This is a genomic window from Tsukamurella ocularis (genome assembly GCF_024807615.1).
Taxonomy (GTDB): Bacteria; Actinomycetota; Actinomycetes; order Mycobacteriales; family Mycobacteriaceae; genus Tsukamurella; species Tsukamurella ocularis.
On the sequence record NZ_JANUCJ010000002.1, the window covers coordinates 1,000,829 to 1,025,849 of the forward strand.

At 70.3% G+C, this 25,021-nt stretch carries 17 protein-coding genes and 2 tRNA genes; 7 read left to right on the forward strand and 12 right to left on the reverse strand.

Features of this window, described 5'->3' with window-relative positions; all coding sequences use genetic code 11:
- Positions 1–3: 3 nt before the first annotated feature.
- The 8 genes from HNP44_RS10790 to HNP44_RS10825 all read right to left on the reverse strand — a co-directional run bounded on the left by HNP44_RS10790 (position 4) and on the right by HNP44_RS10825 (position 9,237).
- The gene (locus tag HNP44_RS10790; protein ID WP_259139649.1) at positions 4–1,902 is read right to left on the reverse strand and encodes a S9 family peptidase; all 1,899 of its coding nucleotides are present in this window, start codon (positions 1,900–1,902) and stop codon (positions 4–6) included.
- 84 nt (positions 1,903–1,986) lie between these two features.
- Positions 1,987–3,171, reverse strand: coding sequence for an alpha/beta hydrolase family protein (locus tag HNP44_RS10795; protein WP_259172091.1), 1,185 nt, complete (start codon positions 3,169–3,171; stop codon positions 1,987–1,989).
- Between the two features lie 86 nt (positions 3,172–3,257).
- Positions 3,258–3,917, reverse strand: coding sequence for a response regulator (locus HNP44_RS10800; RefSeq protein ID WP_259140251.1), 660 nt, complete (start codon positions 3,915–3,917; stop codon positions 3,258–3,260).
- Entirely contained in the window at positions 3,910–5,535 is a 1,626-nt protein-coding gene (locus tag HNP44_RS10805) for a sensor histidine kinase (RefSeq protein ID WP_259139646.1), read from the reverse strand. Before HNP44_RS10805 ends, HNP44_RS10800 begins: the two co-directional genes overlap by 8 nt.
- 28 nt (positions 5,536–5,563) lie before the next feature.
- Positions 5,564–6,934 carry a CitMHS family transporter gene (locus tag HNP44_RS10810; protein WP_259139645.1) on the reverse strand — a complete coding sequence of 457 codons (1,371 nt, stop codon included), beginning with the start codon at positions 6,932–6,934 and terminating at the stop codon, positions 5,564–5,566.
- A gap of 127 nt (positions 6,935–7,061) precedes the next feature.
- Entirely contained in the window at positions 7,062–8,693 is a 1,632-nt protein-coding gene (locus HNP44_RS10815) for a redoxin domain-containing protein (protein ID WP_259139644.1), read from the reverse strand.
- Positions 8,694–8,756: 63 nt separating this feature from the next.
- The gene (locus HNP44_RS10820) at positions 8,757–9,029 is read right to left on the reverse strand and encodes a hypothetical protein (RefSeq protein ID WP_259139642.1); all 273 of its coding nucleotides are present in this window, start codon (positions 9,027–9,029) and stop codon (positions 8,757–8,759) included.
- Between the two features lie 134 nt (positions 9,030–9,163).
- Positions 9,164–9,237, reverse strand: a tRNA-Arg gene (locus tag HNP44_RS10825).
- 108 nt (positions 9,238–9,345) lie between these two features.
- Between HNP44_RS10825 and HNP44_RS10830 the strand changes: the two genes are divergently transcribed.
- Both HNP44_RS10830 and HNP44_RS10835 read left to right on the forward strand, forming a co-directional pair.
- Complete coding sequence (locus HNP44_RS10830; protein WP_259139641.1) at positions 9,346–9,879, forward strand: PadR family transcriptional regulator; 534 nt, start codon at positions 9,346–9,348, stop codon at positions 9,877–9,879.
- A gap of 50 nt (positions 9,880–9,929) precedes the next feature.
- Entirely contained in the window at positions 9,930–11,960 is a 2,031-nt protein-coding gene (locus HNP44_RS10835; RefSeq protein WP_259139640.1) for an NADPH-dependent 2,4-dienoyl-CoA reductase, read from the forward strand.
- Here the strand turns inward: HNP44_RS10835 and HNP44_RS10840 are convergent.
- Entirely contained in the window at positions 11,957–12,358 is a 402-nt protein-coding gene (locus HNP44_RS10840) for a PPOX class F420-dependent oxidoreductase (protein ID WP_259139638.1), read from the reverse strand. The two genes, HNP44_RS10835 and HNP44_RS10840, sit on opposite strands and share 4 nt — an antisense overlap.
- Positions 12,355–12,813, reverse strand: coding sequence for a DoxX family protein (locus HNP44_RS10845; RefSeq protein WP_259139637.1), 459 nt, complete (start codon positions 12,811–12,813; stop codon positions 12,355–12,357). Before HNP44_RS10845 ends, HNP44_RS10840 begins: the two co-directional genes overlap by 4 nt.
- Positions 12,814–13,001: 188 nt before the next feature.
- Here HNP44_RS10845 and cmrA point away from each other — a divergent pair, with 188 nt between their 5' ends.
- Positions 13,002–13,808 carry a mycolate reductase gene (gene cmrA / locus HNP44_RS10850; RefSeq protein WP_259139636.1) on the forward strand — a complete coding sequence of 269 codons (807 nt, stop codon included), beginning with the start codon at positions 13,002–13,004 and terminating at the stop codon, positions 13,806–13,808.
- Between the two features lie 97 nt (positions 13,809–13,905).
- On the opposite strand, the gene HNP44_RS10855 is transcribed toward cmrA, so the two are convergent.
- Both HNP44_RS10855 and HNP44_RS10860 read right to left on the reverse strand, forming a co-directional pair.
- Positions 13,906–15,453: a DUF853 domain-containing protein gene (locus HNP44_RS10855; RefSeq protein ID WP_259139635.1), complete on the reverse strand. Its 1,548-nt coding sequence runs from the start codon at positions 15,451–15,453 to the stop codon at positions 13,906–13,908.
- A 27-nt stretch (positions 15,454–15,480) separates the two neighbouring features.
- Positions 15,481–16,488, reverse strand: coding sequence for a pyridoxamine 5'-phosphate oxidase family protein (locus HNP44_RS10860; protein WP_259139634.1), 1,008 nt, complete (start codon positions 16,486–16,488; stop codon positions 15,481–15,483).
- Positions 16,489–16,554: 66 nt separating this feature from the next.
- On the opposite strand from HNP44_RS10860, the gene orn reads away from it, so the two are divergent.
- The 4 genes from orn to HNP44_RS10880 all read left to right on the forward strand — a co-directional run bounded on the left by orn (position 16,555) and on the right by HNP44_RS10880 (position 24,960).
- A complete protein-coding gene (orn, locus tag HNP44_RS10865; RefSeq protein ID WP_259139632.1) occupies positions 16,555–17,151 on the forward strand; it encodes an oligoribonuclease in 597 nt (198 codons plus the stop codon).
- Positions 17,152–17,252: 101 nt separating this feature from the next.
- Positions 17,253–17,328: transfer RNA gene (locus HNP44_RS10870), tRNA-His, on the forward strand.
- Positions 17,329–17,650: 322 nt separating this feature from the next.
- Entirely contained in the window at positions 17,651–23,182 is a 5,532-nt protein-coding gene (locus HNP44_RS10875; protein ID WP_259139630.1) for a glutamate synthase-related protein, read from the forward strand.
- Complete coding sequence (locus tag HNP44_RS10880; RefSeq protein WP_259139629.1) at positions 23,179–24,960, forward strand: sulfite reductase subunit alpha; 1,782 nt, start codon at positions 23,179–23,181, stop codon at positions 24,958–24,960. Before HNP44_RS10875 ends, HNP44_RS10880 begins: the two co-directional genes overlap by 4 nt.
- Positions 24,961–25,021: the final 61 nt, after the last annotated feature.

A 25,021-nucleotide genomic window follows, 5' to 3' on the forward strand; every position in this document is an offset into this window, starting at 1 on the left:
TGCTCAGGGCCATGCACTGGCCTCAGCGCGCCCGCCGAGGTGCTGGGCGAGGAAGCGCTCGGTGGCCCGGAACATGTCGATCGTGTTCTCCGGGTTGACGAAGCCATGCCCTTCGTCGGCCTTGATCATGTACTCCACCTCGACGCCGCGGGCCCGGAGCGCCTCCACCAGGTTGTCGGACTCGGCCTGCACCACGCGGGGATCGTTCGCGCCCTGGACGACGAGGAGCGGGGTGCGGATCTCGTCGACCTTCGTGATCGGTGAACGGGCGAGCATGTCGGCCAACTGGTCCGGGTCCGACGGGTCGCCCACGTATCGGAACCAGTTGTTGGCCAGGTACGGCCGCGCGATCTCGGGCAGCGTCGCCATGAAGTTCGGCAGACTCGAGATCCCGACGTAGTCGATGGCGGCGGCGAAGACGTCGGGAGTGAAGGTGACACCGACCAGCGTCGCGAAGCCGCCGTACGAGCCGCCGAAGATCGCGAGCCGTGCCGGGTCCGCGATACCCTCCGCCACTGCCCAGTCGACGGCGTCAATGAGGTCGTCGTGCATCGCGCCGGCGAGTTCGCCGATGCCCGCCTGCATATGCGCCTTGCCGTAGCCGGTGGAGCCGCGGAAGTTCACCTGCAGCACCGCGTAGCCGCGGTTCGCCAGAAGCTGCACCTCGCCGTGGTAGCCCCAGGTGTCGCGGAACCACGGGCCGCCGTGCACGAGCAGCACGAGGGGCAGGCCTACGGGGTCGACGCCCTGAGGCAGAGTGAGGTACGAGTGCAGCGCACGCCCGTCGCGGGCGGTGATGGTGACCGGTTCCATCGGCGCGAGCTGGGCCGGGTCGAGGTGCGGGAACGGGCGGAACAGCAGCCGCGATTCGCCGGTGCGATGGTCGTAGAGGTAGGTCGCGCCGGGGTCGCGGTCGTGCACGAACGAGACCACCCAGCGGTTCCCGTCGAGATCGGAGGTCAGGGCGCCGATGTCGCCGTCCGACAGGCCGCGCAGGGCGTCGAGCACCTCCCCGAACCGCGCGTCCAGCGCCCGGATCTCCTGGCGCTCGCCGAGGTAGCGCACGCCCAGGAGGGCGCCGGTCGTCGGATCGACGATGAGCGGCTGCGGCATGGTGGGGGCGACGAGGCCGGTGGTGTCGAGGTTCAGCGACGGGTGTTCGTCGACCTCGGTCTCCGCCCCCGTCGCGCCGTCCAGGTGGACCACGCGCGTGCGGTCGGTGCCGCGGTTGGAGCCGAGCCACAGGCCACCGTCGGGCGAGGGCACGATCGGGAAGACGCCCAGCGGGTAGTCGATGCCGTCGAACTCCGCGATCGGGCGCAACTTCCGCGCCTCGGAGTCCCAGCGGCAGATCGCGATCGCGCCCTCGGCGTCCTGGGTGGAGGCGAACAGCGTGCCGTCGGCGCCGTACACCCACCCGGCGACGTTGCCCGGATTGCGCTCGATCTCGGTGAGCGCGCCGGTGGCGATGTCGAGCTCGAAGACGTCGAACTCGTCGACCTTGCGGGAATTCGTGGAGATGATCGCGATGCCGGGGCGGGCGATCGGCAGGTCCATGAGGAAGGTGGTCGAACCGTCGAAGGGCGTGAGGTCGACGGCGGGCGCGTCCGGGTCGTCGAGGTCGGCGCGCATCAGGTGCCAGCGCTCGTCGCCGCCGTCGTCCTGCAGGTAGATCAGCCAGCGCGGATCGGTGGTCCAGGAGAACATCTGGACGCTGCGGGTCGCGTCCGCGGTCACGCGCCGGGCGGGCGCTTCGCCGTCGAGGTCCTCGACCCAGACGTTCAGCCGGCCGTTCGACGGTGCCAGGAAGGCGATCCGGGTGCCGTCGGGCGAGATCTTCGCCGCGGCGCGGACGGGGGAATCGAAGAACTCCTCGACGGTGATGAGGTTCGGCAGCGGCATGGTGGTGCTCCTTTCGGCGGGTGCGTCCAGGAGAAACCATGCCGTCGCGGCACGGTCAAGCGCGGCGTCCGTGTGGCCGCAGGATCAGGCGAAGACGCGGGCGAGGAAGGGCGTCGAATCCTTCATGGACTCGAGGACGGCGCCGCTGTGATCTGCGTTCGGGTACTGGTGCAGCTCGACGGTCGTGCCGCTCTTTTTCAGAGCGGCGGCGAGGGCGATCGAGGACTGGACGGGCACGTCGGTGTCTTTGAGGCCGACGCCGAGGAACACCGGCCGGTCGTAACCCGACGTAGGGGTACCCATGTACCGGTCGAGGGCCGCGCTCGCGCCGGGCACGGTGCTGACCTTCGCGGTGAGGAAGTCCGTCGGCTTCTGCCCGGCGAGCGTCGTGCTGAGCTGCGCGTAGCACTGCACCTCGGCCTTCGCAGCGGCGTCCTTGCCGCGCGGGGTGAGCACCGAATCGAAGTCCACGCCGGGGTTCGCCTCGCGGACGCCGGCCAGGATGTACGCGGTGTAGGACGTGGCCGCGGAGCTGAGTCCGCCGGGCAGACCACTCTCGGGCCCGACGTTCTTCACGACCTCCTCGATCTTGAAAGGTGTGCCCGTGGCGACGACGCCGCGGTAGTCCAGGCCGCTCCCGGCGCTGAACTCGGTCGCCCACCGCGCGCTGTTGACGGCGGCGCCGCCACCCTGCGACTGGCCGACGATCGCCCACCTCTTCGACAGTTGCAGCGACGGATCCTGGTGCGCCGCCACGACGGAGTCCACCACGTTGTGCGCAGTCGACACGCTGTTGAGGTAGCTCATGAGGCCCGGCGTCCCGAGCCCGGCGTAGTCGGAGGCGACGACGGCATACCGCTGCGACAACCAGTGCCCGAGGTACTCGCGGTCGCGGGCGGACCGGGGATTCGCCGACGGGGCGCACGAGTCGCCGAGGCCGACGGTGCCGTGCGCCCACGCGATGACCGGCCAGCCGCCGGCGGGCGCGGGCCCCTTCGGCACGAAGATCGCACCGGTGCTGGTGGCGGGCCTGCCGTGCTGATCGGTCGTCGAGTACAGCACCCGCTTGGCCGTCCCCGCTCCCGGGAGCGACAGCGCGGGGTCGAGGGGCACGGACCGGATCTGTTGGCCGCCCTTCGCGGGGACGGGCCCCGCGTAGTTCGCGACGTCGAGGCCCGACCAGTCCGGCGCGGCGCCGGCCGGGGCGACGAACAGTCCCGATCCGACGAGTGCTGTGATGCCGGCGAGCGCGAGCCGAGTAATTCTCATAGCTACGGACTCTAGCTCTCTCGGATGCGGCGGAAGTGGCGAGTCGCGGGATCCACAGGCGCGCACCTGCGGGCCCGGGAATCGTCTCAGCTCAGCGTGTACCGTTGCCGCGGCCGCCCTGTGGCGCCGTACTGCAGGGCCATCGTCAGCGCGCCCGCCCGAACCAGTTCCGCGAGGTAGCGCCGGGCCGTCGCCGGGGAGACGCCGACCTCGGCTGCGATGTCGTCGGCCAGCATCGGGCCGTCGGCGGCGCGCAGCGCTTCGACGATCCGGCGCTCGGTGACCGACCCGCCCTCGTCCCGTCGCGGGGCGGGCCGCTCGCTGCGCAACACCGAGGCGGCCGCATCCACCTGCTCCTGCGTGACCTCTCCCGTTCCGAGGATCCGGCGGTACGCCGTGTAAGCACCGAGGCGGCGAGCGAGCTCCGTCGTCGGAAAGGGTTTGATGAGGTACTGCAGCGCCCCCGCCGCCAGGCCCGCGCGGACGCTGGCGGCGTCGTCCGCGGCGCCGAGGATGAAGGCGTCGCACCGCATCTCGCGCACCAGGTCGATGCCGGAGCCGTCGGGGAGGTAGACGTCGACGAGCGCGAGGTCGACCCGGTCGCGGTCGAGGATCGCCCGCGCCTCCGACAGCGTCCGGGCGGAGCCCGCCGTGGTGAGGCCGACCATCGCATCCACGATCTTGGCGTGCATCGCGGCCACCCGGAAGTCGTCGTCGACGACGAGGATCCGCAGCTCGTCAGGCATCGTCACGCACCCCCTCGGGCAGCGTGGCCATCACGGTGGTGGACTCGCCGTCGCCGCCCCGGGCCACCACTGTCACGTCTCCCCCGTGCCCGCGGGCGACCTGGCGGGCGATGACCAGCCCAAGGCCGCGCCCACCGGGCACCGTCGGGTCGGTGCGGGTGCTGACGCCCTCGACGAACGGGTCGTCGACGGCGAAGCCCGGGCCGCTGTCGACGACGATGACGGCGAGGTCGTCGCCGTCGCGGAGCACGTCGAGTTCCACCTCCCGCGGTTCGGGGCCGTCGCCCGCGGCGTCGATGGCGTTGTCGAGGAGATTGCCGACGAGGGTGGTGGTGTCGACGGGGTGCGTGAGCACGCCGACGAGCGCGGTGTCGGCACCGACGCGCAGCACGACGTCCCGCTCGCGGGCCCGCGCCGCCTTGGCGGAGACGAAAGCCCGCAGGTGCGGCTCGTCGAGTCGATCGAGACCGGAGACCGGGAGGACGCCCGCGCGGCCGGCGATCTCGTCGAGGTAGGCGAGGGCCTCGTCAGTGCGCCCGTCGCGGAGCAGCCCGGCGACGACGTGCACCCGGTTGGCGGACTCGTGGCGCTGCGCGCGCAATGCGGCGCTCATCGCCTGCACCGAGTCGAGCTCGCGCGTGAGCGCCTCGACGTCGGTCCGGTCGACGGCGGTGAGGACGGTGCCCAGGTCGGTGTCGCCGCGATGCACCCGCCGCGAGGCGACGAGGACGACCCGCTCGTTGACGGCGGCCGCGACGGGCACCTCGGTGGGGGTGGCGACGACGCCCGCGACCCGGTCGGTGAGCCCGAGTTCGGCGAGCGGGGTGCCCGCCTCGGCCGTCACGCCGAGCAGCTCGCGGGCGCGATCGTTGATGACCCGGGCAACGCCCTGCGCGTCGATGGCGATCACGCCCTCGGAACCCGAGTACAGCACGGCGTTCTGCTCGCGGATGAGCTCCGCCATCTCCTCCGGCTCGAGACCCAGTGTGAGTCGGCGCCACCGTCGGGCGAGGAGGCCGGAACCGAGGATCCCGACGGCGAGCGCGAGTGCGGCCAGGCCAGCCAGCAGGAGCAGCGTGCGGCGGGCCGCCTCGGCCACCGTCTCGGTGGAGATGCCGACGCTGACCAGCCCGACGACGGTCCCGTCGTTCCCGAGAACCGGGGCCTTCGCGCGGACCGAATCCCCGAGGGTGCCCCGCTGCTGGGTCACCTCGATCTCACCGCCCAGCGCGGTGGACGGATCCGTGCTCAGCGGCGCCCCGAGCTGGGCGGAGTCCGGGTGGGCGATGCGGTAGCCCGCGTCATCGGCGATCACGACGAAGAGGACTCCCGTCCGCTCGGTGATGGCGAGCGCCTGGCGCTGCAGCGGTCCGCCGGCGAGTTCCTGCCGGGTGGCCGGGTGGCCTGCGCGACGCGCCGCCGACTGGGCGGCGGCGCCGGCGCGGACGTCGGTGTCGGAGGCGACCGTCTCGGCGATCGCCTCCGCCCGGTGCCCGTACTCGGTGCGGGTGTCGGCGTCCACGCGGTGCAGGACGATGCCGAAGCCGGCGGCGAGGCTGACGATGATGATCACCACCTGGAGCAGGAGGATCTGCGTGCGCAGCCGGATCCTGGGCATCGGCTCAGCCTAGCCATCCGAGACGCGCTCAGAAGGGGATCTGGCCGAGGAGGACACCGACCACGAGCATGACGATCGATACGACGAAGGCGCGCCACAGCACCTTCTTGTGGTGATCGGCCAGCCCGACGCCCGCGAGCGCCACGAGCAGCAGGATGGCCGGCACCAGCGGGCTCTGCATGTGGAAGGGCTGGCCGGTGATCGAGGCGCGGGCCATTTCGGCGGCGCTGATCCCGTAGTGGCTCGCCGTCTCGGAGAGCACGGGCAGGATGCCGAAGTAGAAGGCGTCGTTGGACATCAGGAAGGTGAAGGGGATCGACAGGATGCCGGTGATGACCGCCAGGTGCGGTCCCATCGACGACGGGATGATGCCGGTGACCCAGGCGGCGACGGCGTCGACCATGCCGGTGCCCTTGAAGACGCCGGTGAGAACCGCTGCGGCGAAGACCATTCCGACGACGGAGACGATCGACTTGGAGTGCCGGGTGATGGCCTCCTGCTGGTCGGCGACGTGCGGGAAGTTGACGGCCAGCGCGATCGCGGCGGCGATCATGAAGAGCACAGGGATCGGCAGGAGGTCGAGCGTGAGCACCGACAGCAGGGCGACGGTGAGGCCGGCGTTGAACCACATCAGCTTCGGGTTGCCGTGCGCGCCGGTGACCGCGGTCAGGGCGCTGTCGCCGGTGCCACCGGTGGGCGGGACGGGTGCGTCGGTCCCGCCGTCGCCGCCGACGGTGCCGCCGGTGGCGCCCGCGCCGGCGAGGACGCGCTCGCGGATCACGATGCTGCCGAGGCGTTTGCGCTCCATGAGCCCGAGGTGCCAGGCGAACGCGAGGACCACGACCATGCCCGCGATGAGCGACGGGATCATCGGCACGAAGACCTCGGACGGCGAGATCTTCAGCGCCGCCGCGGCCCGGGCGGTGGGGCCGCCCCACGGGAGGATGTTCATGGTCCCGTTCGCGAGGCCTGCGACCACGGTGAGCACGACGGGGCTGACGCCGAGCTTGAGATAGAGCGGCAGCAGCGCGGAGGTAGTGACGATGAACGTCGTGGAGCCGTCACCGTCGAGCGAGACGACCCCCGCCAGCACGGCAGTACCGAGCACGAGCTTGGCCGGGTCCTCCCCGACGACACGGACCACGGCCCGCACGACCGGGTCGAAGAGCCCGACGTCGATCATCACGCCGAAGAAGATGATGGCGAAGAAGAGCATCGCGGCCGTGGGCGCGAGGTCCTCGATGCCGCCGGTGATCATCGTGCCGATGCCCGTACCGGCGCCGGCCAGCAGGCCGAAGATCACCGGGATGGCGATCAGCGCGACGATGGGCGTCGCGCGGCGGGTCATGATGACGACCATGAACGCCGCGACCATGGTCAGTCCCAGGACTGTCAGCATGGAGTTTCTCCTCGTGGGTGAGTGATCGGGGTAACACGAGGATCATGGACGTGATGGTCTTCACATCGCGCCCTTGTGCGTGTTAGTCGCCCTTTTGCGCGTTTCGCGCACCCATCGGGTGTCGAGCTCAGCCGAATGTGAGCGAGTAGGCGACGAGGTCGGGACTGAGGGCGACGGTGACGGTGCCCGCGCCGGAAGTCTGGCGGTCGACGACCGTGCGAATGTCGGGCGGACCGTCGACGGGGATGGTCCTGACAGCACCGCCCTCGGTGACGGTGAGCGTGCCGGACCCTCCGACGTCGAGGTAGACCCGCTGCGCGGTGTACGAGAGAGTGAGGGCGGCCCGCTCCCTTGCTCGAATCCCCTCGGGATCGATGGTCCAGGTTCCGTCGAGAGCGAAGGTGTTGGGCTGCACGGCATCCGGGAGGGTGAACGCGCGCGTGCCCGAGTCGTAGCCACCGGCACCGCCGTAGCCCTGCTGTTTCTCCGCCCCCAGATAGAGCTCGGGCGTGCGGTCCTTGTTGCGGGGCGTGGCGTCGGGGACGTCGGTGGCCGGCGGGAGGGTCGCGCCGGGGTTCGCGGCGAGCAACAGGGAGCGGATGGCGGTCTCGGTCTTGTCGTAGCGTCCCTCGCCGAGGCTGACGAGGCGGATGGTCCCGGTGACGTCGACGAGGTAGCCCGCAGGCCAGGCCACGTTGCGGTAGGCGCTCCACGTGGCGGTGCGGTTGTCGACGGCAATCGGGAAGGTCAGGCCCAGCTTGCGCGAGCCTGCGGTGACGTTGCCGACGTCGTGCTCGAAGGCGTACTCGGGCGTGTGCACGCCGATCACCTCGAAGCCGAGGTCGCGGTAGTTCTTCCACCAGGCCTCGGCGTGCGGGAGTTCTCGCTGGCAGTTGATGCACGAGTAGGCCCAGAAGTCGATGAGCACGACCTTGCCGCGCAGGCCAGCCATCGTTCGCGGGGCGCCACCGATCCACGGGTCGATGCCGGCGAACTCCGGCGCCGGCCCGCAGTCGGCGAGCTGCGCCGTCCCGGTGAACGCGGCCTGCTGGCACTGCTGCAAGGAGCCCGTGCCCGCGACCTGCGGGGCGATCGCCGCGGCGCCCAGCCGGTCGCCGACGGCCTGCGTGTAGTCGGGCACCCGACGCTGGATGAGGTCGGTGACACCGAGAGCGAGAGCGACCGCGAGGGCGATGACGAGCACGCCGCCGACCGCGCGGATCGCCCGTTGGCGCCGCTGCAGCGCGCGGACCCGATCGGCCAGGCGGTGACCGGTGAGCGCGACCGCGAGCAGCGGGATCGCGGTACCCACCGCGAAGGCGGCCGTGAGGATCAGCGTGCGCGGGCCGATCGTGTCGGTGGCGCCGGCCAGCGCGATCGCCGCGAGCACCGGTCCGGCGCAGGGTACGTACACCGCGCCCAGGGCGACACCGAGCGCGAATCCGCCGGCGGCACCGTCGCCCTTGATACGCGGGACACGCAGGGACAGGCGGGCGAAGGGCCGTTCGAGCAACCGTTCCAGCGGAGGGACCAACATCGCCGCGCCGAGCAGGAGCAGCGCCCCGATTCCGACCCACCGGATCAGTCCCGCCGGGAGGTGCAGGAGCGATAGGACGACGGTGCCGAACAGCGTGAACAGCGAGAAGCTCAGCACCAGGCCGGCGACGATCGCGACCGGCCGGGCGCGCGAGGTACGGACACCGCCGGGCCCGGTCCGGCGCTGCCGAGCAGGACGACGGGCAGCACCGGAAGCACGCACGGGGAGACTCCCGCGAGGATCCCGCCGACGAGGCCGACGAGCGGAAGCGCGAGCTCGCTCACGTCACCAGGTGGTCCCGTTCATGCCGGGAAACACGCAGTGGCCCCACTTGTCGACGCGGCCGATGATCATCATGTCGTAGCCCGTGCACGAGGAGTTGATCTTCGCACAGGTGTGGATCGTGGTGATCACCTTGTTCTCGCCGGGTTTGCCGCACGTCGACCCGACCGGGGGCGGAGCGGGAGTGGGGTCGGCCGAGGCCGCTCCCGCCCCACCTCCGCCGAACAGCGCTACCGCGCAGGCCGCCGCCGCGAATGTTCGTACTGTCCGCTTCATCGAGCACCTCCTATGAGGCCCCCACGTCCACCGCTGATCGTAACGCCGCGGACCCGCCCTGGGACACCCCATATCGCCCGATATTTGCAGGTCAGATCATAAACGCGTACGCAAGGTCCGACGCGGCTCTTGTGCGCCCCCGGCAGGAATCGAACCTGCGACATTCGGATTAGAAGGCCGATGCTCTATCCAACTGAGCTACGGAGGCAGTAGTGCGGTGGCCATCTTATCGGCACCGTCGCGCGCCTCCGAGTTGTGCATACAAGCGCAATGCAACTAGTTGCATAGATGCGACAGCCCCGGTAGCGTCGCGGGCGTGGCCCTCGAACACGCACTGCTCGTCTCCCTGAGCGAGCGCTCGGGCACCGGATACCAGCTCACCCGGCGCTTCGATCGCTCGATCGGGCACTGGTGGCGCGCCTCGCACCAGCAGATCTACAAGACGTTGGCGCGGATGACGACCAGCGGCCTCGTCACGTACGTCGAACAGGCGCAGGACGGCAAGCCCGACAAGAAGGTCTACTCGATCACAGACACCGGGCGGAAGACCCTGTCGGAGTGGATCCGCACCCCCGGCAAGGACACCACCGACCGGCGCGAGCTGGCCACCAAGATCCGCGGAGCGGCACCGTCGGACCTCACCGACCTCATGGCCGAGGTCCGGCGGGTGCGCGACCTACACGCCGAGCGCGCGGAGCTCTTCCGCAGCCTCGAGGCCCGCGACTACCCCGAACCCACCACTCTCACCGGCACGGACCTGCAACAACACCTCGTGCTGCGCGGCGGTGTGTACTCCGAACAGGGCACCGTCGACTGGCTCGACGAAGTGCTCGCCGCCCTCACCCCCTGAACCAGCCCTTCCATCAGCCCGGATCGATCAGCAGAATGAAGGATCAGCCCATGTCAGCCAAGTACCCCCACCTCTTCGAGCCCCTCGACCTCGGTCACACGACGCTGAAGAACCGCGTCGTCATGGGCTCCATGCACACCGGACTCGAGGACATGCCGTGGGACATCGGCAAGCTCGCGGCCTACTTCGCGGCGCGCGCCAAGGGCGGCGTCGGCCTCATCATCACCGGCGGCTACTCCCCCAACATCACCGGCTGGCTACTGCCGGCCGGAGCGAAGATGTCGTCGCCGATCGATTCACTCCTACACAAGCGGGTGACCGACGCGGTGCACAAGGAGGGCGGCAAGATCGCGATGCAGCTGCTGCACGCGGGCCGCTACTCCTACAACCCGCTCAGCGCCTCCGCCAGCGCGATCAAGGCGCCGATCAACCCGTTCAAGCCCCGCGCCATGTCGGGCTTCGAGGTGCGCAAGACCGTCCGCGACTTCGGGAACGCGGCACGTACCGCACAGAAGGCGGGCTACGACGGCGTCGAGGTGATGGGCGGCGAGGGCTACCTGATCAACCAGTTCCTCGCGGCGCACACGAACAAGCGCACCGACGAGTGGGGCGGATCCGCCGAGAACCGGCAGCGGTTCCCCGTCGAGATCGTCAAGGAGATCCGGAAGCGGTGCGGTAAGGACTTCATCGTCGTCTTCCGGCTGTCGATGGCGGACTTCGTCCCCGACGGTCAGACCCGCGACGAGATCCTCACTCTGGCGCACAAGCTCGAGGACGCCGGCGTGGACATCCTCAACACGGACATCGGCTGGCACGAGGCCCGCGTGCCCACGATCGTGACCTCGGTCCCCCGCGCGGCCTTCGCCGCGTTCACCGCCGACGTCACCCGCGCTGTGAACATCCCCGTCTGCGCCGCCAACCGGATCAACATGCCCGCCACCGCGGAGGAACTCCTCGAACGCGGCGACGCCCAGCTCGTGCAGATCGCCCGCCCCCTGCTCGCCGACCCGGAGTGGGCGAACAAGGCACGCGACGAGCGGTCCGAGGAGATCAACACCTGCATCGGTTGCAACCAGGCCTGCCTCGACCACGCCTTCGTGCACAAGAAGGTCTCGTGCCTCGTGAACCCGCGTGCCGGCCGCGAGACGGATCTCGTCCTGGCCCCGACCCGTTCGGCCAAGCGGGTCGCGGTCGTCGGCGCCGGTCCCGCCGGGCTCTCCGCCGCCGTGAGCGCAGCCGAGTGCGGCCACAAGGTGGAGCTCTTCGAGGCGAGCGATCACATCGGCGGCCAATTCGGCTACGCCGCGAAGATCCCCGGCAAGGAGGAGTTCAACGAGACCATCCGGTACTTCAGCACGATGCTCGACCGGAACCAGGTGACGGTGCACCTGAACACGCAGGCCACCGTCGATGACCTGGCCGGCAAGTTCGACGAGGTCATCATCGCGACCGGCGTCGTGCCGCGCGTCCCGTCCTTCCCGGGCGTCGATCACCCGAAGGTCATCACCTACGCCGAGGCGATCAGCGGCACCAAGGAGATCGGCGATACCGTGGCCATCATGGGCGCCGGCGGCATCGGTTTCGACGTGGCCGAGTTCGTCACCACTGACAAGTCCCCCACCCTGCACCTCGACGAGTGGAACGCCGAGTGGGGCGTCACTCGCCAGGGCGACGTGCCCGGCTTCATCACCAAGCCGGCCCCGGCACCGTCGACCCGGTCCAAGGTGTACATGCTGCAACGCAAGAACACCCCGCAGGGCATCGGCCTGGGCAAGACCACCGGCTGGGTGCACCGCGCGACGGTGAAGATGAAGGGTGTCGAGCAGCTCAAGGGCGTCAACTACGAGAAGGTCGACGACGCCGGCCTGCACATCACCTTCGGCGAGGAGCGCACGGACGCGCGCGTGCTGGACGTGGAGACAGTTATCCTGTGCACCGGCCAGGAGTCGGTGCGCGACCTCGACGAGGCGCTCGCCGACCGGGGCGTGAAGGCGCACGTGATCGGCGGCGCCGCGCTGGCCGCCGAGCTCGATGCGAAGCGAGCGATCCGCCAGGGCACCGAGCTCGCGGCCTCGCTCTAGCCCTGGAGCGCGTTGCCGCTGAACCGGGTGGGGCGGATCGCGATCTTGATGCGATCCGCCGCATCCGGCGGTACGACCGAGCCCTGGCCGTACCGCTCGGCGAGGCGGGTGTAGAGCGAGCCGGTGGGATCGGGCTCGATGTGGTCGAGTTCGCCCCGGATCTCCAGGTAGCCGTACGGGTTCCCCTCCGGGAGGATCGAGATCGCCACGCGCGGCTCGTGCTGGAGGTTCCGGTACTTCTGGCGGAAGTCGGTGTGGGTGAACCAGATCAGCCCGTCCTCGAAAAGGAACCACATCGGATTGACCTGCGGGCCGCCGTCGGGGCGGACCGTCGCGAGGTCGACGACGAGCGCCCCATCGAGGAGGGCGCGGGCGGCTTCGGGGATGTCTGCGGTCATACCGCCGACTCTGCCGCATCCTTCTCGTCGGCGCGATCCGACGGAGCCTTTCGCTCAGCCTGATCCCCTGCCCGAAGCCGGCCGATCACGGCGTCGACGCTGATCGGCCCGGAGCCGGTGAAGGCGAAGAGCAGGAGTACCCAGCAGTAGAGGACAGAGAGTTCGCCGTCGTTCGCCAGCGGGGACAGTCCGTCGCCGGCGTGGAAGGCGAAGTAGGCGTACGCCATGGAGCCGGAGGCGATGATCGCCGCGGGGCGGGTCAACACGCCGGCGGCGATGAGCAGGCCGCCGACGAGTTGGATCGCAGCGCCCCACCAGCTCGGCCAGGCGAAGACGTCCGGGCTCGTCCGGCGGCCGTCGAGCAAGCCCCAGAAGGTGGCGGCGCCGTGGAGCGCGAAAAGCACGCCCGTCACGATCCGGAGTGCGGACAGGTAGTACGGGGCCCAGCGGTTCATGTCTTCCACCTTCAGCTCGCGACAATGGCGAGGCTAACCTAATGGCAGCGGGTCGCGGGCGCCACTCGAACCGCATCACCGCAGGTCCAGCGTGCGCGAAATCGCCCGGCGGCACTCCGCGACCAGGGCTGTCACAGTGCGATCTTCGCGATGTCGACCCGAGCGTGCCCTCCCGTACGATCTGACCCATGCCAGTACCCGCACCCCATCAGTCCGCCCGCGCCGTCGTCACCGGCGGCTCCTCCGGCATCGGTGTCGCCCTCGCCACGGAGCTCGCCCGTCGCGGCCACTCGGTCATCCTCGTCGCCCGGAGCACCGGTCCGATGGAGGAGCTGGCCGCGAAGCTGCGCGCCGAGTTCGGCGTCGAGGCCGAGGTCCGCGGCGTCGACCTCTCTGATCACTCCGCCCGCGCCGCGCTCTGCGAGGAGCTCGCTTCGCGCGAGATCTCCATCCTCTGCAACAACGCGGGCACCGCGACCTTCGGCCGCGTCATCGACCTGGACTTCGACTACGAGCGAGCGCAGCTCGAGCTCAACGCCAACGCCGTCCACGACCTGACCCTGGCAGTCCTGCCGCAGATGGTGAAGCGCGGCAACGGCGGCATCATGATCACCGGTTCGGCGGCCGGCAACATGCCGATCCCGAACAACGCCACATACGCGGCCTCGAAGGCCTTCGCCAACACCTTCTCCGAGTCGCTGCGCGGCGAGCTGAAGAAGACCGGCGTGCACGTCACCCTTCTCGCGCCCGGCCCCGTGCGCACCGAGCTCCCCGACCCCGAGGACCGCTCCACGGTCGAGAAGGTCGTGCCCGAGTTCCTCTGGGTCAACACCGAGTACACCGCCCGCGTGACCCTGGACGCGCTGGAGAAGAACAAGATGCGTGTCGTGCCGGGCCTGCTCTCGAAGGGCATGTCGATGGCGGGCCACTACACCCCGCGCGCGATCATGGCGCCCATCGTCGGCGAGATGTACAAGAAGCTCGCGGGCAACTGACCTCCCGGGCCGCACCCGGCCCGAACCGACGAAAGTCCGGTCATCGGATCCCACGATCGTGGGGACCGATGACCGGACTTTCGTCCGTCATGGTCGCTCAGCGGCGACGCTTGGTGCCGAAGATGCTGCGGGACAGCTCACGACCGGCGCTGGACGCCGCGGACCGGAGGAAGGACTTCACGGCGGGGTTGCTCATCACATCGGAGACCCAGCCGGACTCTTCCTCCTCCTTCTTGGGCGCGGGCGGAGGCGGCGGCGCCTGCTCGGCGGGCGCGTTCTCCTGCTGCGCCTGCTGCGCGTTCTGCGACAGCTTCTCGAAGGCCGAGAGGTTGTCGACGGTCTGCGCGTACTTGCCCCACAGCGGAGAGGCCTGCGCGGCGGAGCGGATCGCATCGTCGCCGATCGCGGACATCAGCGAGCGTGGGGCCCGCAAGCGGGTCCACGCCACCGGCGTCGGGGCGCCCTTGTCCGAGAGCACGGTGACGATCGCCTCGCCGATGCCGAGGCTGGTCAGGGCCTCGTCGAGCTTGTACGCGGGCGAGGTCGGGTAGGTCTTGACCGTCTTGCTCAGCGCGGCCTGGTCCTCCGGCGTGAACGCGCGCAGCGCGTGCTGGATGCGCGCGCCGAGCTGGCTGAGCACCGGGTTCGGGATGTCAGTGGGCAGCTGCGAGCAGAAGAACACGCCCACGCCCTTCGAGCGAATCAGCTTGACGGTCTGCTCGACCTGGTCCTTGAACGCCTTCGACGCGTCCGCGAAAAGCAGGTGCGCCTCGTCGAAGATGAAGACGAGCTTCGGCTTGTCCAGGTCGCCCGCCTCGGGCAGGTACTGGAACAGGTCGGCGAGGACCCACATCAGGAAGGTGGAGAACAGCGTGGGCCGCGCGGCCTGGTCGCCCAGCTCGAACAGGGTGACCACGCCCTGGCCGCCCGCGGTGCGCAGCAGGTCGCCCATGTCGATCTCGGGCTCGCCGAAGAAGGTGTCGCCGCCCTCGGCCTCGAGGTTGACCAGGGCCCGCAGGATCACGCCGGCGGTCTGCTTGCTGACGCCGCCGATGCCCTCCAGATCGGCCTTGCCCTCGGCGGAGGTGAGGTACTGGATCACCGAGCGCAGGTCCTTGAGGTCCAGCAGCTCGAGCTGGTTCTGGTCGGCCCAGTGGAAGATCAGGCCGAGCGTCGACTCCTGCGTCGCGTTGAGGCCGAGCACCTTGGAAAGCAGGATCGGGCCGAACGAGGAGATCGTGGCGCGGATCGGGACGCCGACGCCGTTGGTGCCGAGGGAGACGAACTCCGTGGGCACATTGGCGGGCTTCCAGTCGTCGCCGGTGTCGGTCGCGCGCGATGCGGTCCTGTCGCTGGCCTCGCCGGGCTTGGACAGGCCCGCGAGATCGCCCTTGATGTCGGCGAGCACGACGGGCACGCCGTTGGCGGACAGCTGCTCGACGATGAGCTGCAGCGTCTTCGTCTTACCGGTGCCGGTGGCGCCGGCGACGAGGCCGTGGCGGTTCATCATGGCCAGCGGGATCCGCACCTTGGCCGACGGGTCGACGGTGCCGTCCACGAGGACGGTGCCGAGCTCCAGGGCGGGCCCCGAGAATTCGTAGCCGGCGGCGATGGTCTGCGCCGGAGAGTTCGCGTTGTCAGTCACGGTGCAAACCCTAGCGTGAGACCTGGGTCAATAGAGGTTCTGACGGTAGTCGAGGTCGACTCCGGCCCGCATGACCCTTTCGTTCGCCACTGCCCGCAACACTCGCGCGCCGACGCCGCCGGTCGTGTTGCGCTTGACGTGGTCGGTCCAGACGGCGGACGGGCGCGGCAGCTCCGCGGTGTCCGCATGCCGACCGAGGTCCCACAGCGCCGCGGCGGCGATCCCCTCGCTCCGAGCCAGCCGCGCCCGCGAGACCTCGAGGACGACGACGGCCTTCGGCGCCTTCCCGCGTTCGGCGAGCTGCTCGAGTAGCGCCGGATCGGTGCTGATGGTGGCGGTCCCGTTCAACTCCAACGTCCGGCCGTCGCCGGGGACCAGGGCGAGCAGAGCGACCTCGGGGTTGGTGACGATGTTGTGCAAGGTGTCGGTGCGTTTGTTGCCGGGGCGGTCGGCGATCGCGACAGTGGTGGGCCCGAGCAAGCGCAGGTCGCCGGCGGGGTCGCCGCGGGGGCTGCTGTCGGCTCGTCCGTCCTCGTCGCGGGAGCTGATCACCGCGAACGGGGCGGCAGCGAGGAACGCGGCCGCATCCGGTCCGATGGTGGCGGCGTCGGCCCCCGCGGCGACCGCGCTGGGCGGCGCCGGCTGCCAGAGCCCGGAGCGGATCACCGCCTTCCCGCAGTGCAGGTAGGCCTCGAGGACCGCCAAGCCGCCGTCGCCGACGGTGCCGTTCACACGGAGCGTCTCGCGCCACCCGGGAACGAGGACGAGGAGCGAGGCCCCGCCTGGCGCGACGTCCTCCGGGATGTCCACGTCGAGCCCCGTCGGCGAGGTCACCGACGCGAAGCCCGGCGCGCCGCCGAGAAGGATGGTGCGCTGCGCCCCTTCGCGGTCGACGTAACCGAGGACGGCCGCAGTGGAGACCGCGAGGATCGTCCGGCAGTGCTCGTCGAGGTGATCGATCGTCTTGAGCATCATCGCCGAGACGGGCTTCCCGACGGCGTTCTCGAGCTCCGACACCGATCCGACTGGATTCATGAGGCCAGGCTACCCTCGCTGTTCGCTCCGACCCGGCACCTGACCGCGTTGGCTACGCTGATCGGCGTGGACGACAAACTCGTATGGGTCGATTGTGAGATGACCGGCCTCGACCTGACCTCCGACCGACTCATCGAGATCGCCGCCCTGGTGACCGACGGCGACCTGAACGTCCTCGGCGAGGGCGTGGACCTGGTGATCCACGCGGACGACGCCGCGCTCGCGGCCATGCCGCCCGTCGTGCAGGAGATGCACGCCCGCTCGGGCCTGACCGAGGAGGTCCGGGCGTCGACGGTGACCGTGCGCGAGGCCGAGGAGGCCGTGCTCGCCTACCTCCGCGAGCACATCGAGGCGGGCGCCGTGCCGCTCGCGGGCAATTCGATCGCCACCGACCGTCGGTTCATCGCCAAGGAGATGCCGGAACTGGACGGCTTCCTGCACTACCGGATGGTGGACGTCAGCTCGATCAAGGAGCTGTCCCGGCGCTGGTACCCGCGCATCTACTTCGGCCAGCCCGACAAGGGACTGGCGCACCGCGCCCTCGCGGACATCCGCGAGTCGATCCGGGAGCTGAAGTACTACCGCAGCACCGCCTTCGTGCCGCCCCCCGGGCCGTCGACCGAGCAGATCGCAGCGGCCGTCGAGGAGCTCGGCCCGGCCTGAACGTGCAGGTCACGACGCTCGACGGGGTGGAGGCTATACCGATTGGATTCCGCCGGAACCGTCGGGTAAAGTTCTTCGAGCCTGGCGACCCCAGGCACCTGGTGGGTGTAGTTCAGTTGGTAGAGCACCAGATTGTGATTCTGGCTGTCGCGGGTTCGAGTCCCGTCATCCACCCCAATCGGTGAAGGCCGGTTGACCGGCATGAATGCTGGTCAACCGGCCTTCGTCGTTCGCCAGGCCGACCGAGAGAGCGACCCGGCGAACCATTTTCCTTGCGGGTGCGGTGCACCGTTCCGGCGAGAGCACCGCCCGCATGTACGGCGATGGCGTATGACTCGTCCGAATCCCATTCCCGGGCCGCCGTCGCCACGAATTTGCGCGCCTCGCCCTCCGCCCGCGGCAATCGAGATTCCGGAGTGACCGACCCCACATAGCGCAACCATAAGGTTAGCCTTACCATTCTTCTTTCAGGTACCGCGCCCCGAGTGAGAGTGATCCGTTGAACGAACCACGCACCGGTCTGTACGACCCCACCCGGGAGTCGAGCGCCTGCGGCGTCGGCTTCATCACCCGCAAGGACGGCACCCAGCACCACGACGTGATCGCCTACGGCGAGCACGCGCTGTGCGCCATCCCCCACCGCGGCGGCATGTCCGCGGAGGGCGTGGGCGACGGGGCCGGCGTCAACGTGGACCTGTCCGTGGAGTTCTTCGGCGCGATCACGGGTCGCGAGCTGCAGCGTGGTCGGTTCGGCGTCGCCAACCTCTTCCTGCCCTCCGCCCCGCAGCAGGGACCGACCGCGCGGGCACTCGTCCGCGCGACCCTCGCCGACCACGGCTTCGAGGTGATCACCGAGCGCGATGTCCCCGTCGACACCACCGCGATCCGTCCCGCCGCGCTCCGGTATCAGCTCCCCATCACGCAGTGGGTGTTCACGGCACCGTCGGGCATCCCGAGGATCGACGTGGACCGCGCCGCGAACGCGGCCCTCCTCGCGATCGAGCAGATCGCTTACGGCACGCCGGATCTCGCCGGCCTGTACCCGCTGTCACTGAGCACGCGCACCCAGACCCTCAAGGGGCGACTCAACGCCGATGAGGTGATCCGCTACTTCACCGACCTCGCGGACCCGCGGCACTCGGTGTGCACCTTGTACTTCCACACGCGGTTCTCCACCAACACCGAGCCGCATCCGTCGATGGCCCAGCCGTTCCGACTGATGGCGCACAACGGCGAGCTCAACACCGACCGCAAGAACCGCCTCGCCGACGACGCCGTCGCCCGCGCCAAGGCGCGCACCATCGTCCGTCCGCCCGGCCAGTCGGACTCGAGCCGGCTCGACCAGTCGCTGCAGAGCAGGGTCTTCGACGACGGCCTGGGCCTGGTCGAGGCGGTCGTCTCGCTCATGCCGCCAGCGTGGGAGAACGACGGCACTGTGCCGCAACCGGTCCGGGACATGCTCGAATACTTCTCCCTCGGCGAGGAGAAGAACGACGGCCCGGCCGCGCTCATCTTCTCCGACGGTGACGTGGTCGGCGCGCGCCTGGACCGGCTCGGCCTGCGCCCGCTGCGCACCGTCGAAACGGCGGAGTACGTCGTCGTCGCCTCGGAGGCCGGTCAGGTCCCGTTCCCCGCGGACTCGGTCATCCACCGCGGGCGCATCGAGGCCGGGGGCATGCTGTACGTGGACCACCGGGCCGGCGACGGTCGGGTCCGCCGCACGCGCGAAGCACTCGACCTGCTGGCCGCGCGCCGCGACTACGCCGCGCTCCTCGGGGAGGCCCGGGTGAACCTCGCCGACATAGCGCCGCCACCGATCCAGCGCGATGCCGGGACCCTCGGGTACCCGGGCGATCTCAGCCTGCACGGCCGGTACGTCGCCTACTCGCTCAACCAGGAGAGCTTCCGGTTCCTGCTCGACCCGATGCTGGCCGACGGCGCGGAGCGGATCTCGGCGATGGGCTACGGCAACGCGATCAACGCCCTCTCGGATCACGAGGGCGGCATGGCGAAGTACTTCTCCCAGCGCTTCGCGCAGGTGACGAACCCGCCGCTGGACTCGATCCGCGAGGCCGACGCGATGAGTATGCGGGTGGCTCTGGGTAACGCGGAACACGGCCACCGCGCCCCGCAGATCGTGATCGACTCGCCGATCCTCAGTCACCTGGAGATGGTGAAACTCCGCGACCAGCAGGTGACACCGGTCCAGCACTTCGACCTGCTGTACCACCCCGACACCGACTCGGCGGCCAACGCCGACGCCGTGCTCGCGGCCGTCGAGCGGCTGTGCGACGACGTCGAGGCCTTCGCCCGCGACGGCGGCGGCATCGCCGTGCTGACCGACCGCGGCGTCTCCACGTCGCGCGCGCCTCTCCCCCTCTTACTCGCGCTCGCCGCCGTGGACGTCCGGCTCACCGAGACGGGGCTGCGCCTGCGACTCTCGCTCCTCGCCGAGAGCGGCCAGCTACCGTCCTCGCACCACATCGCCTCGGCGCTGGGATTCGGTGCATCCGCGGTGTACTCCCTCTCGGCGCGGCTACGGGCAGAGGAGCGGTTCCCGGCGGATGCGGCGCCCGCCGGTGAGCTCACCGACACCGACCGCGCCTTCGACCGGTTCCGCAAGGCGGCGGAGAAGTCGCTCGCCAAGACGATGGGCCGCGTGGGCCTGTGCACGGCGGAGTCGTACATCGGCGGCCAGTTCTTTGAGCCCAACTACCTGGATACGCGGGATCCGGTGCTGTCCCGCTACTTCCCGCACCTGGACGCTCCCGTCGGGGGCGTCGGCTTCGCGCGGATCGCGGAGGCGAACTCCCACTGGCACGAGCGGGCGGCCTCCGTGGCGGAGGAGCGCGACGTGCCGCTGCTGGGCCTGTTCAAGGAGCGCTCCGACGGTGCCGGGCACTCCTACGGCATCAACGCCGTCCGCGGCTTCACCCGGATGGCCGAGGAGCCCCTGGCTCTGACCGGACCCGACGGCATCGGCTCCACGTCGCTGCGCCTGCTCACGCTCTCGAAGCTCGACGACGCCTTCGGGCTCGACGACGCCGCCTACCGCAACAGCGGCTTCAAGGCGCTACTACCGCGCCAGATCGACGGCTTCGAGATCACCGACGGCTACCGCGAATTCCTCGCCGCCACCCTGGTCGAGCGCGAGCGCCGCCCGTCCGCGCTGCGCGACGTGCTCGCGCTGCCCGCCGACGTCACGATGCTCACGACGGCACAGGAGTTCCATCGCGAGCTGGCGCGATTCTCGTTGGAGGGCAACGCCAGCCTGCCCACCCGCGGCCTGACCGTCGACACCGCGCCGGACGGCCGGTTCGTCGTGCGCCTCACCGACGCTCCGGAACACGAGACGCACACGGCCTACGCAGGGTTCGCCGAGTACCTCCGAGAGCTGTTCGCGGACGAGGTGACGGTCGAGGCGAGCCCCGATGCCGGCGTCGTGATCGCGGCCACCGGGCGGGCCCGCGCCTACCTGACGCTGCTGTGCACCGCGCCCCGCTCGCTGCGACTCGACGATGTGCAGCCCGCACACGAGATCACGCGCACGCTGGCCTCCGGCGCGATGAGCCACGGTGCCCTCGTCGCCACCGCGCACGAGGCCGTGGCGCACGGCACCAACATGGTCGGGGGCATGTCGAACTGCGGCGAGGGCGGCGAGCACCGCACGCGGTACGGCACGATCCGCGGCTCGCGGATCAAGCAGTTCGCGTCGGGCCGGTTCGGCATCTGGTCCGGGTACCTCGCGGATCCGATGCTCGAGGAGCTCGAGATCAAGATCGGCCAGGGCGCCAAGCCCGGCGAGGGCGGGCAGCTGCCGGGGCCGAAGGTCACCGTCGACATCGCGGCGGCCCGCGGCGGCACCCCCGGCATCGAGCTGATCTCTCCCCCACCGCATCACGACACCTACTCGATCGAGGACCTCGCGCAGCTCATCCACGACTGCGAGGCGGCCCGCGTGCGCGTGATCGTCAAACTCGTCTCCTCCGAGGGCATCGGGACGATCGCGGTCGGCGTCGCGAAGGCCGGCGCCGACGTCATCAACGTGGCCGGCAACACCGGCGGGACCGGTGCGGCGGCGGTGACCAGCCTCAAGTACGCGGGACGCTCCGCAGAGATCGGCGTGGCGGAGGTGCATCAGGCGCTGGTCGCGAACGGCCTGCGCGACAAGGTGACCCTGCGGTGTTCGGGCGCGCACCAGACCGGCGGCGACGTCGTGGTCTCCGCGCTGCTCGGCGGCGACTCGTTCGAGTTCGGGACGACCGCGCTGATGATGCTCAAGTGCGTCATGGCCAAGAACTGCAACCTCAAGTGCCCGGCCGGCCTCACGACGAATCCCGAGGTCTTCGACGGGGATCCGCGCGCGCTCGCGCAGTACCTGCTGAACATCGCGCACGACGTCCGCACGCTGCTCGCGCGACTCGGCCTGCGGTCGCTGCGCGAGGCGCGCGGGCGCACCGATCTCCTTCAGCTGCTAGAACATCCCGCGGCCGTCGGCCACCTCGACGTGCGCGCGATGCTGCACGCGCCCGCGCCGCGGACCGTCGACGATCCCGTGTACCTCGAGAAGGACTACGCGGTGGACGACCGCCTCCTCGCGGAGGTCCGGGACCGGCTGCTTGACGGCGGCGCGGAGTCGATCACCGTCGACGACGTGGCGCTCGCGAACCCGAACAAGTCGGTGGGCGGCCAGCTCGCCGTCGACCTGGAACGCCTGCTCAACCACCCCGCCGCGGACCAGCGCGGGGCGTTCACGGGCGTGACAGTGCCCGACGGACACCCCGCGGTGCTCACCGACGAGCGCGGACGCCGCTTCCTCGCCGACGGTGCCGTCGTCGTCCGTTCGCACGGCAGCGCCGGACAATCCTTCGGCGTCTTCTGCACCGACGGGATGGACTTGCGGCACACCGGAACCGCCAACGACGGTGTCGCGAAGAGCCAGTGCGGCGGCCGCGTCGTGGTCCGCTCCCCCGGTGGTGGCGGCGCCGACGCCGGTGCCAACGTCCTGATCGGCAACTTCGCGCTCTTCGGTGCGACGGGCGGCCGCACCTTCGTGCAGGGCGAGGCGGGCGACCGCTTCGCCGTGCGGAACTCGGGCGCCACCGCCGTCGTCGAGGGGGTCGGCGAGTACTGCTGCGAGTACATGACCGGCGGCGCCGTGCTCAACCTCGGCGGCTTCGGCAAGGGCCTGGGCAACGGCATGAGCGGCGGGTTCGTCTACCAGTACGACCCCGAGGGCCGGATCGCCGGCGCGGCGAGCTCGTCGCTGCATGTCGAGACCCTCGTCGGCCCCCACACCCCGCCCTTCCACGAGGTCGCGGTGCGGACAATGCTCGCCTGGCACGCGGAGGCGACCGGATCGCCGCTCGCCGCACGCCTCCTCGCGGACTGGGCTGGCACCCGCGAGAACATCGTCGTCGGCACACCCCTCGCGCTGATGCGCTATCAGGACGCCGACCACATCTGGGCTGCGCACGGCCGCAAGGAGCTGCTCGACGAGCTGGCGAGCTCGGTCGCCGCGGACCGCCTGCGGGAGTTCAAGCGCTCGCTGCGCGCGGGTACACCCGTCGGCGGGGGCTCGGCACCGCGGTTCGGCGACACCCGTTCCCCGCACGCCTTCTCCCTGCTCTCGTCGTTCACGGTCTTGTCGCTCGCACAGGAAGTGGCCGCCGAACGCGTGCCGGGCGCGACGGGGCACGACGACCCGCGGGTGTCCGCGCGTGCACGGAACCTGGTGCTCACCGAGGACTTCGCAGTCCGGCAACGGATCACGAGGTACCTGCGTGCCAGGCTCGACAACTTCGAGGACGCGGAGCTCGCGGCACTCATCGCGACGAAGCGCCTGGGCGACTACACCACCTCACTCGAGGAGCGGAACGTTCTGAGCATGGACGCCCCTGGCACGTACGGCTGGATCCTGCACCACCGCGCTCGCAATGCCGCGGCCCTCGACGGCGCCGCCGTCAACGCCATGCTGGTCGAGGGCGCGATGCCGGACCTGGTGCGATTCGCGAAGGAGACGCTGGCATGAGCGCCCCCACCTATGTCCTCCCCGAGGCGGATTCGTCCGCTCTCATCGACGTCTTCACCGGTGACCAGCGGGCATGGCTGTCCGGATTCCTGGCGGGCCTGGCAGCGGTGCAGGCCGAGCAGGCGGTCACCGCGACCGCCGCCACGCTGCACGCGACCGTGCTCTACGGAACGCAGACCGGGAACAGCGAGGAGCTCGCGGAACGGCTGGTCGGGTTGCTGCGGGAGAACGGCCTCGGGGCAGACCTCGCCGCACTCGACGACGCCGACCCCGACCGGCTGGCGGCCGCCTCACATCTACTGGTGGTCACGTCCACCTACGGCGAGGGAGAGATGCCCGACAACGCGGAGCTCTTCTGGGAGGCGCTGTCCGCCGACGCCGCCCCGCGCCTGGAGCACCTCCAGTTCTCGGTACTCGCGCTGGGCGACAGCGGCTACGAGGGCTTCTGCCGGGCCGGGCAGATCATCGACACCCGGCTCGAACAGCTCGGCGCCGCGCGCCTCGCCCCGCGGGTGGACTGCGACGTCGACTTCGAGGAGCCCGCGTCGGCGTGGCTCGCCGAGGTCGTCTCCCGGCTGCGGGCGGTCGCCGATCACCTGGATCCCGCCGACGCCGCCGCAGTACCCGTCGCTGCCGCGCCCGCGACACCGTCGAAGCCGAAGTCACGATGGAACAAGAAGAACCCGTTCCCCTCCCGGCTCGTGGAGAACCGCCTGCTCTCCGGGGCAGGGAGTGCGAAGGAGATCCGGCACCTCGAGTTCGACCTCGCCGACAGCAGTATCGAGTACGCGGCTGGCGACGCCCTGAACGTGATGCCGCGCAACGCTCCGGCACTCGTGGACGCCGTGCTCGCTGCGCTCGATACCGTGCCGGACACCGACATCGACGGCGCGCCGCTTGTGGCGCGACTGACCACCGACTGGGAGATCTCGACACCGTCGAAGGACCTGCTCAAGACACTCGCCGAGCGCGCTCCCTTATCCGAACTCGCCGCGGTCCTCGCGCGCGAAGAGCGGGAGACGCTGGACGCGTGGCTGTGGGGGCGCGACGTCCTCGACCTCCTGCACGCGTGCGAGGGCGCGCACATCGAAGCCGCGGAGCTCCCGGACCTGCTGCGGCCCCTGCAGCCGCGGGCGTACTCGATCTCGTCGAGCCCGCTGGCCAGCCCCGACCGCATCCACCTGACGGTGGCGGCGGTGCGGCACGGCGCCGAGGCGGGACGCGAACACCAGGGCGTGTGCTCGACCTTCCTCGCCGACCGCTGCACCGAGGCGGACACCGCCGGGATCTCGCTGCAGCCCAACGCAGCCTTCCGCGTCCCGTCTGACCCCGACCGGCCGATGATCATGGTCGGCCCCGGCACGGGTATCGCCCCGTTCCGTGCGTTCCTGCACGAACGTGCCGCCTCGTCGGCGACCGGGCGGAACTGGTTGCTGTTCGGCGACCAGCACCGGGCGAGCGATTTCATCTACGCAGACGAGCTCGCGGGATTCACCGAGTCGGGCGTCCTGCACCGTCTCGATCTGGCCTTCTCGCGCGACCAGGCGGAGAAGATCTACGTGCAGACGCGGATGATCGAGGCAGCGAGCGAGCTCTACGCCTGGCTCGAGGACGGCGGCCACTTCTATGTGTGCGGCGACGCCTCGCGCATGGCCAAGGACGTGGACCGGGCGCTGCGCGAGGTGATCGCCGGGCAGCGCGGCCGCGGCGCGGACGACGCCGACGAATACGTCGCGACCCTCAAGCGGGAGAAGCGCTACGTGCGGGACGTGTACTGATGCGGCCCGCGTCCTGCCCCGGCTGCGGCTGCGGGCGCTGCCCGCTGCAGCGGGCCCGAGG

Excerpts from the sequence above, each read along its gene's own strand:
- HNP44_RS10790 (WP_259139649.1), bottom strand. The coding sequence starts at position 1,902 with ATGCCGCTGCCGAACCTCATCACCGTCGAGGAGTTCTTCGATTCCCCC.
- HNP44_RS10795 (WP_259172091.1), bottom strand. The coding sequence starts at position 3,171 with ATGAGAATTACTCGGCTCGCGCTCGCCGGCATCACAGCACTCGTCGGA.
- HNP44_RS10800 (WP_259140251.1), bottom strand. The coding sequence starts at position 3,917 with ATGCCTGACGAGCTGCGGATCCTCGTCGTCGACGACGACTTCCGGGTG.
- HNP44_RS10805 (WP_259139646.1), bottom strand. The coding sequence starts at position 5,535 with ATGCCCAGGATCCGGCTGCGCACGCAGATCCTCCTGCTCCAGGTGGTG.
- HNP44_RS10810 (WP_259139645.1), bottom strand. The coding sequence starts at position 6,934 with ATGCTGACAGTCCTGGGACTGACCATGGTCGCGGCGTTCATGGTCGTC.
- HNP44_RS10820 (WP_259139642.1), bottom strand. The coding sequence starts at position 9,029 with ATGAAGCGGACAGTACGAACATTCGCGGCGGCGGCCTGCGCGGTAGCG.
- HNP44_RS10835 (WP_259139640.1), top strand. The coding sequence starts at position 9,930 with ATGTCAGCCAAGTACCCCCACCTCTTCGAGCCCCTCGACCTCGGTCAC.
- HNP44_RS10840 (WP_259139638.1), bottom strand. The coding sequence starts at position 12,358 with ATGACCGCAGACATCCCCGAAGCCGCCCGCGCCCTCCTCGATGGGGCG.
- HNP44_RS10845 (WP_259139637.1), bottom strand. The coding sequence starts at position 12,813 with ATGAACCGCTGGGCCCCGTACTACCTGTCCGCACTCCGGATCGTGACG.
- cmrA (WP_259139636.1), top strand. The coding sequence starts at position 13,002 with ATGCCAGTACCCGCACCCCATCAGTCCGCCCGCGCCGTCGTCACCGGC.
- HNP44_RS10860 (WP_259139634.1), bottom strand. The coding sequence starts at position 16,488 with ATGAATCCAGTCGGATCGGTGTCGGAGCTCGAGAACGCCGTCGGGAAG.
- HNP44_RS10880 (WP_259139629.1), top strand. The coding sequence starts at position 23,179 with ATGAGCGCCCCCACCTATGTCCTCCCCGAGGCGGATTCGTCCGCTCTC.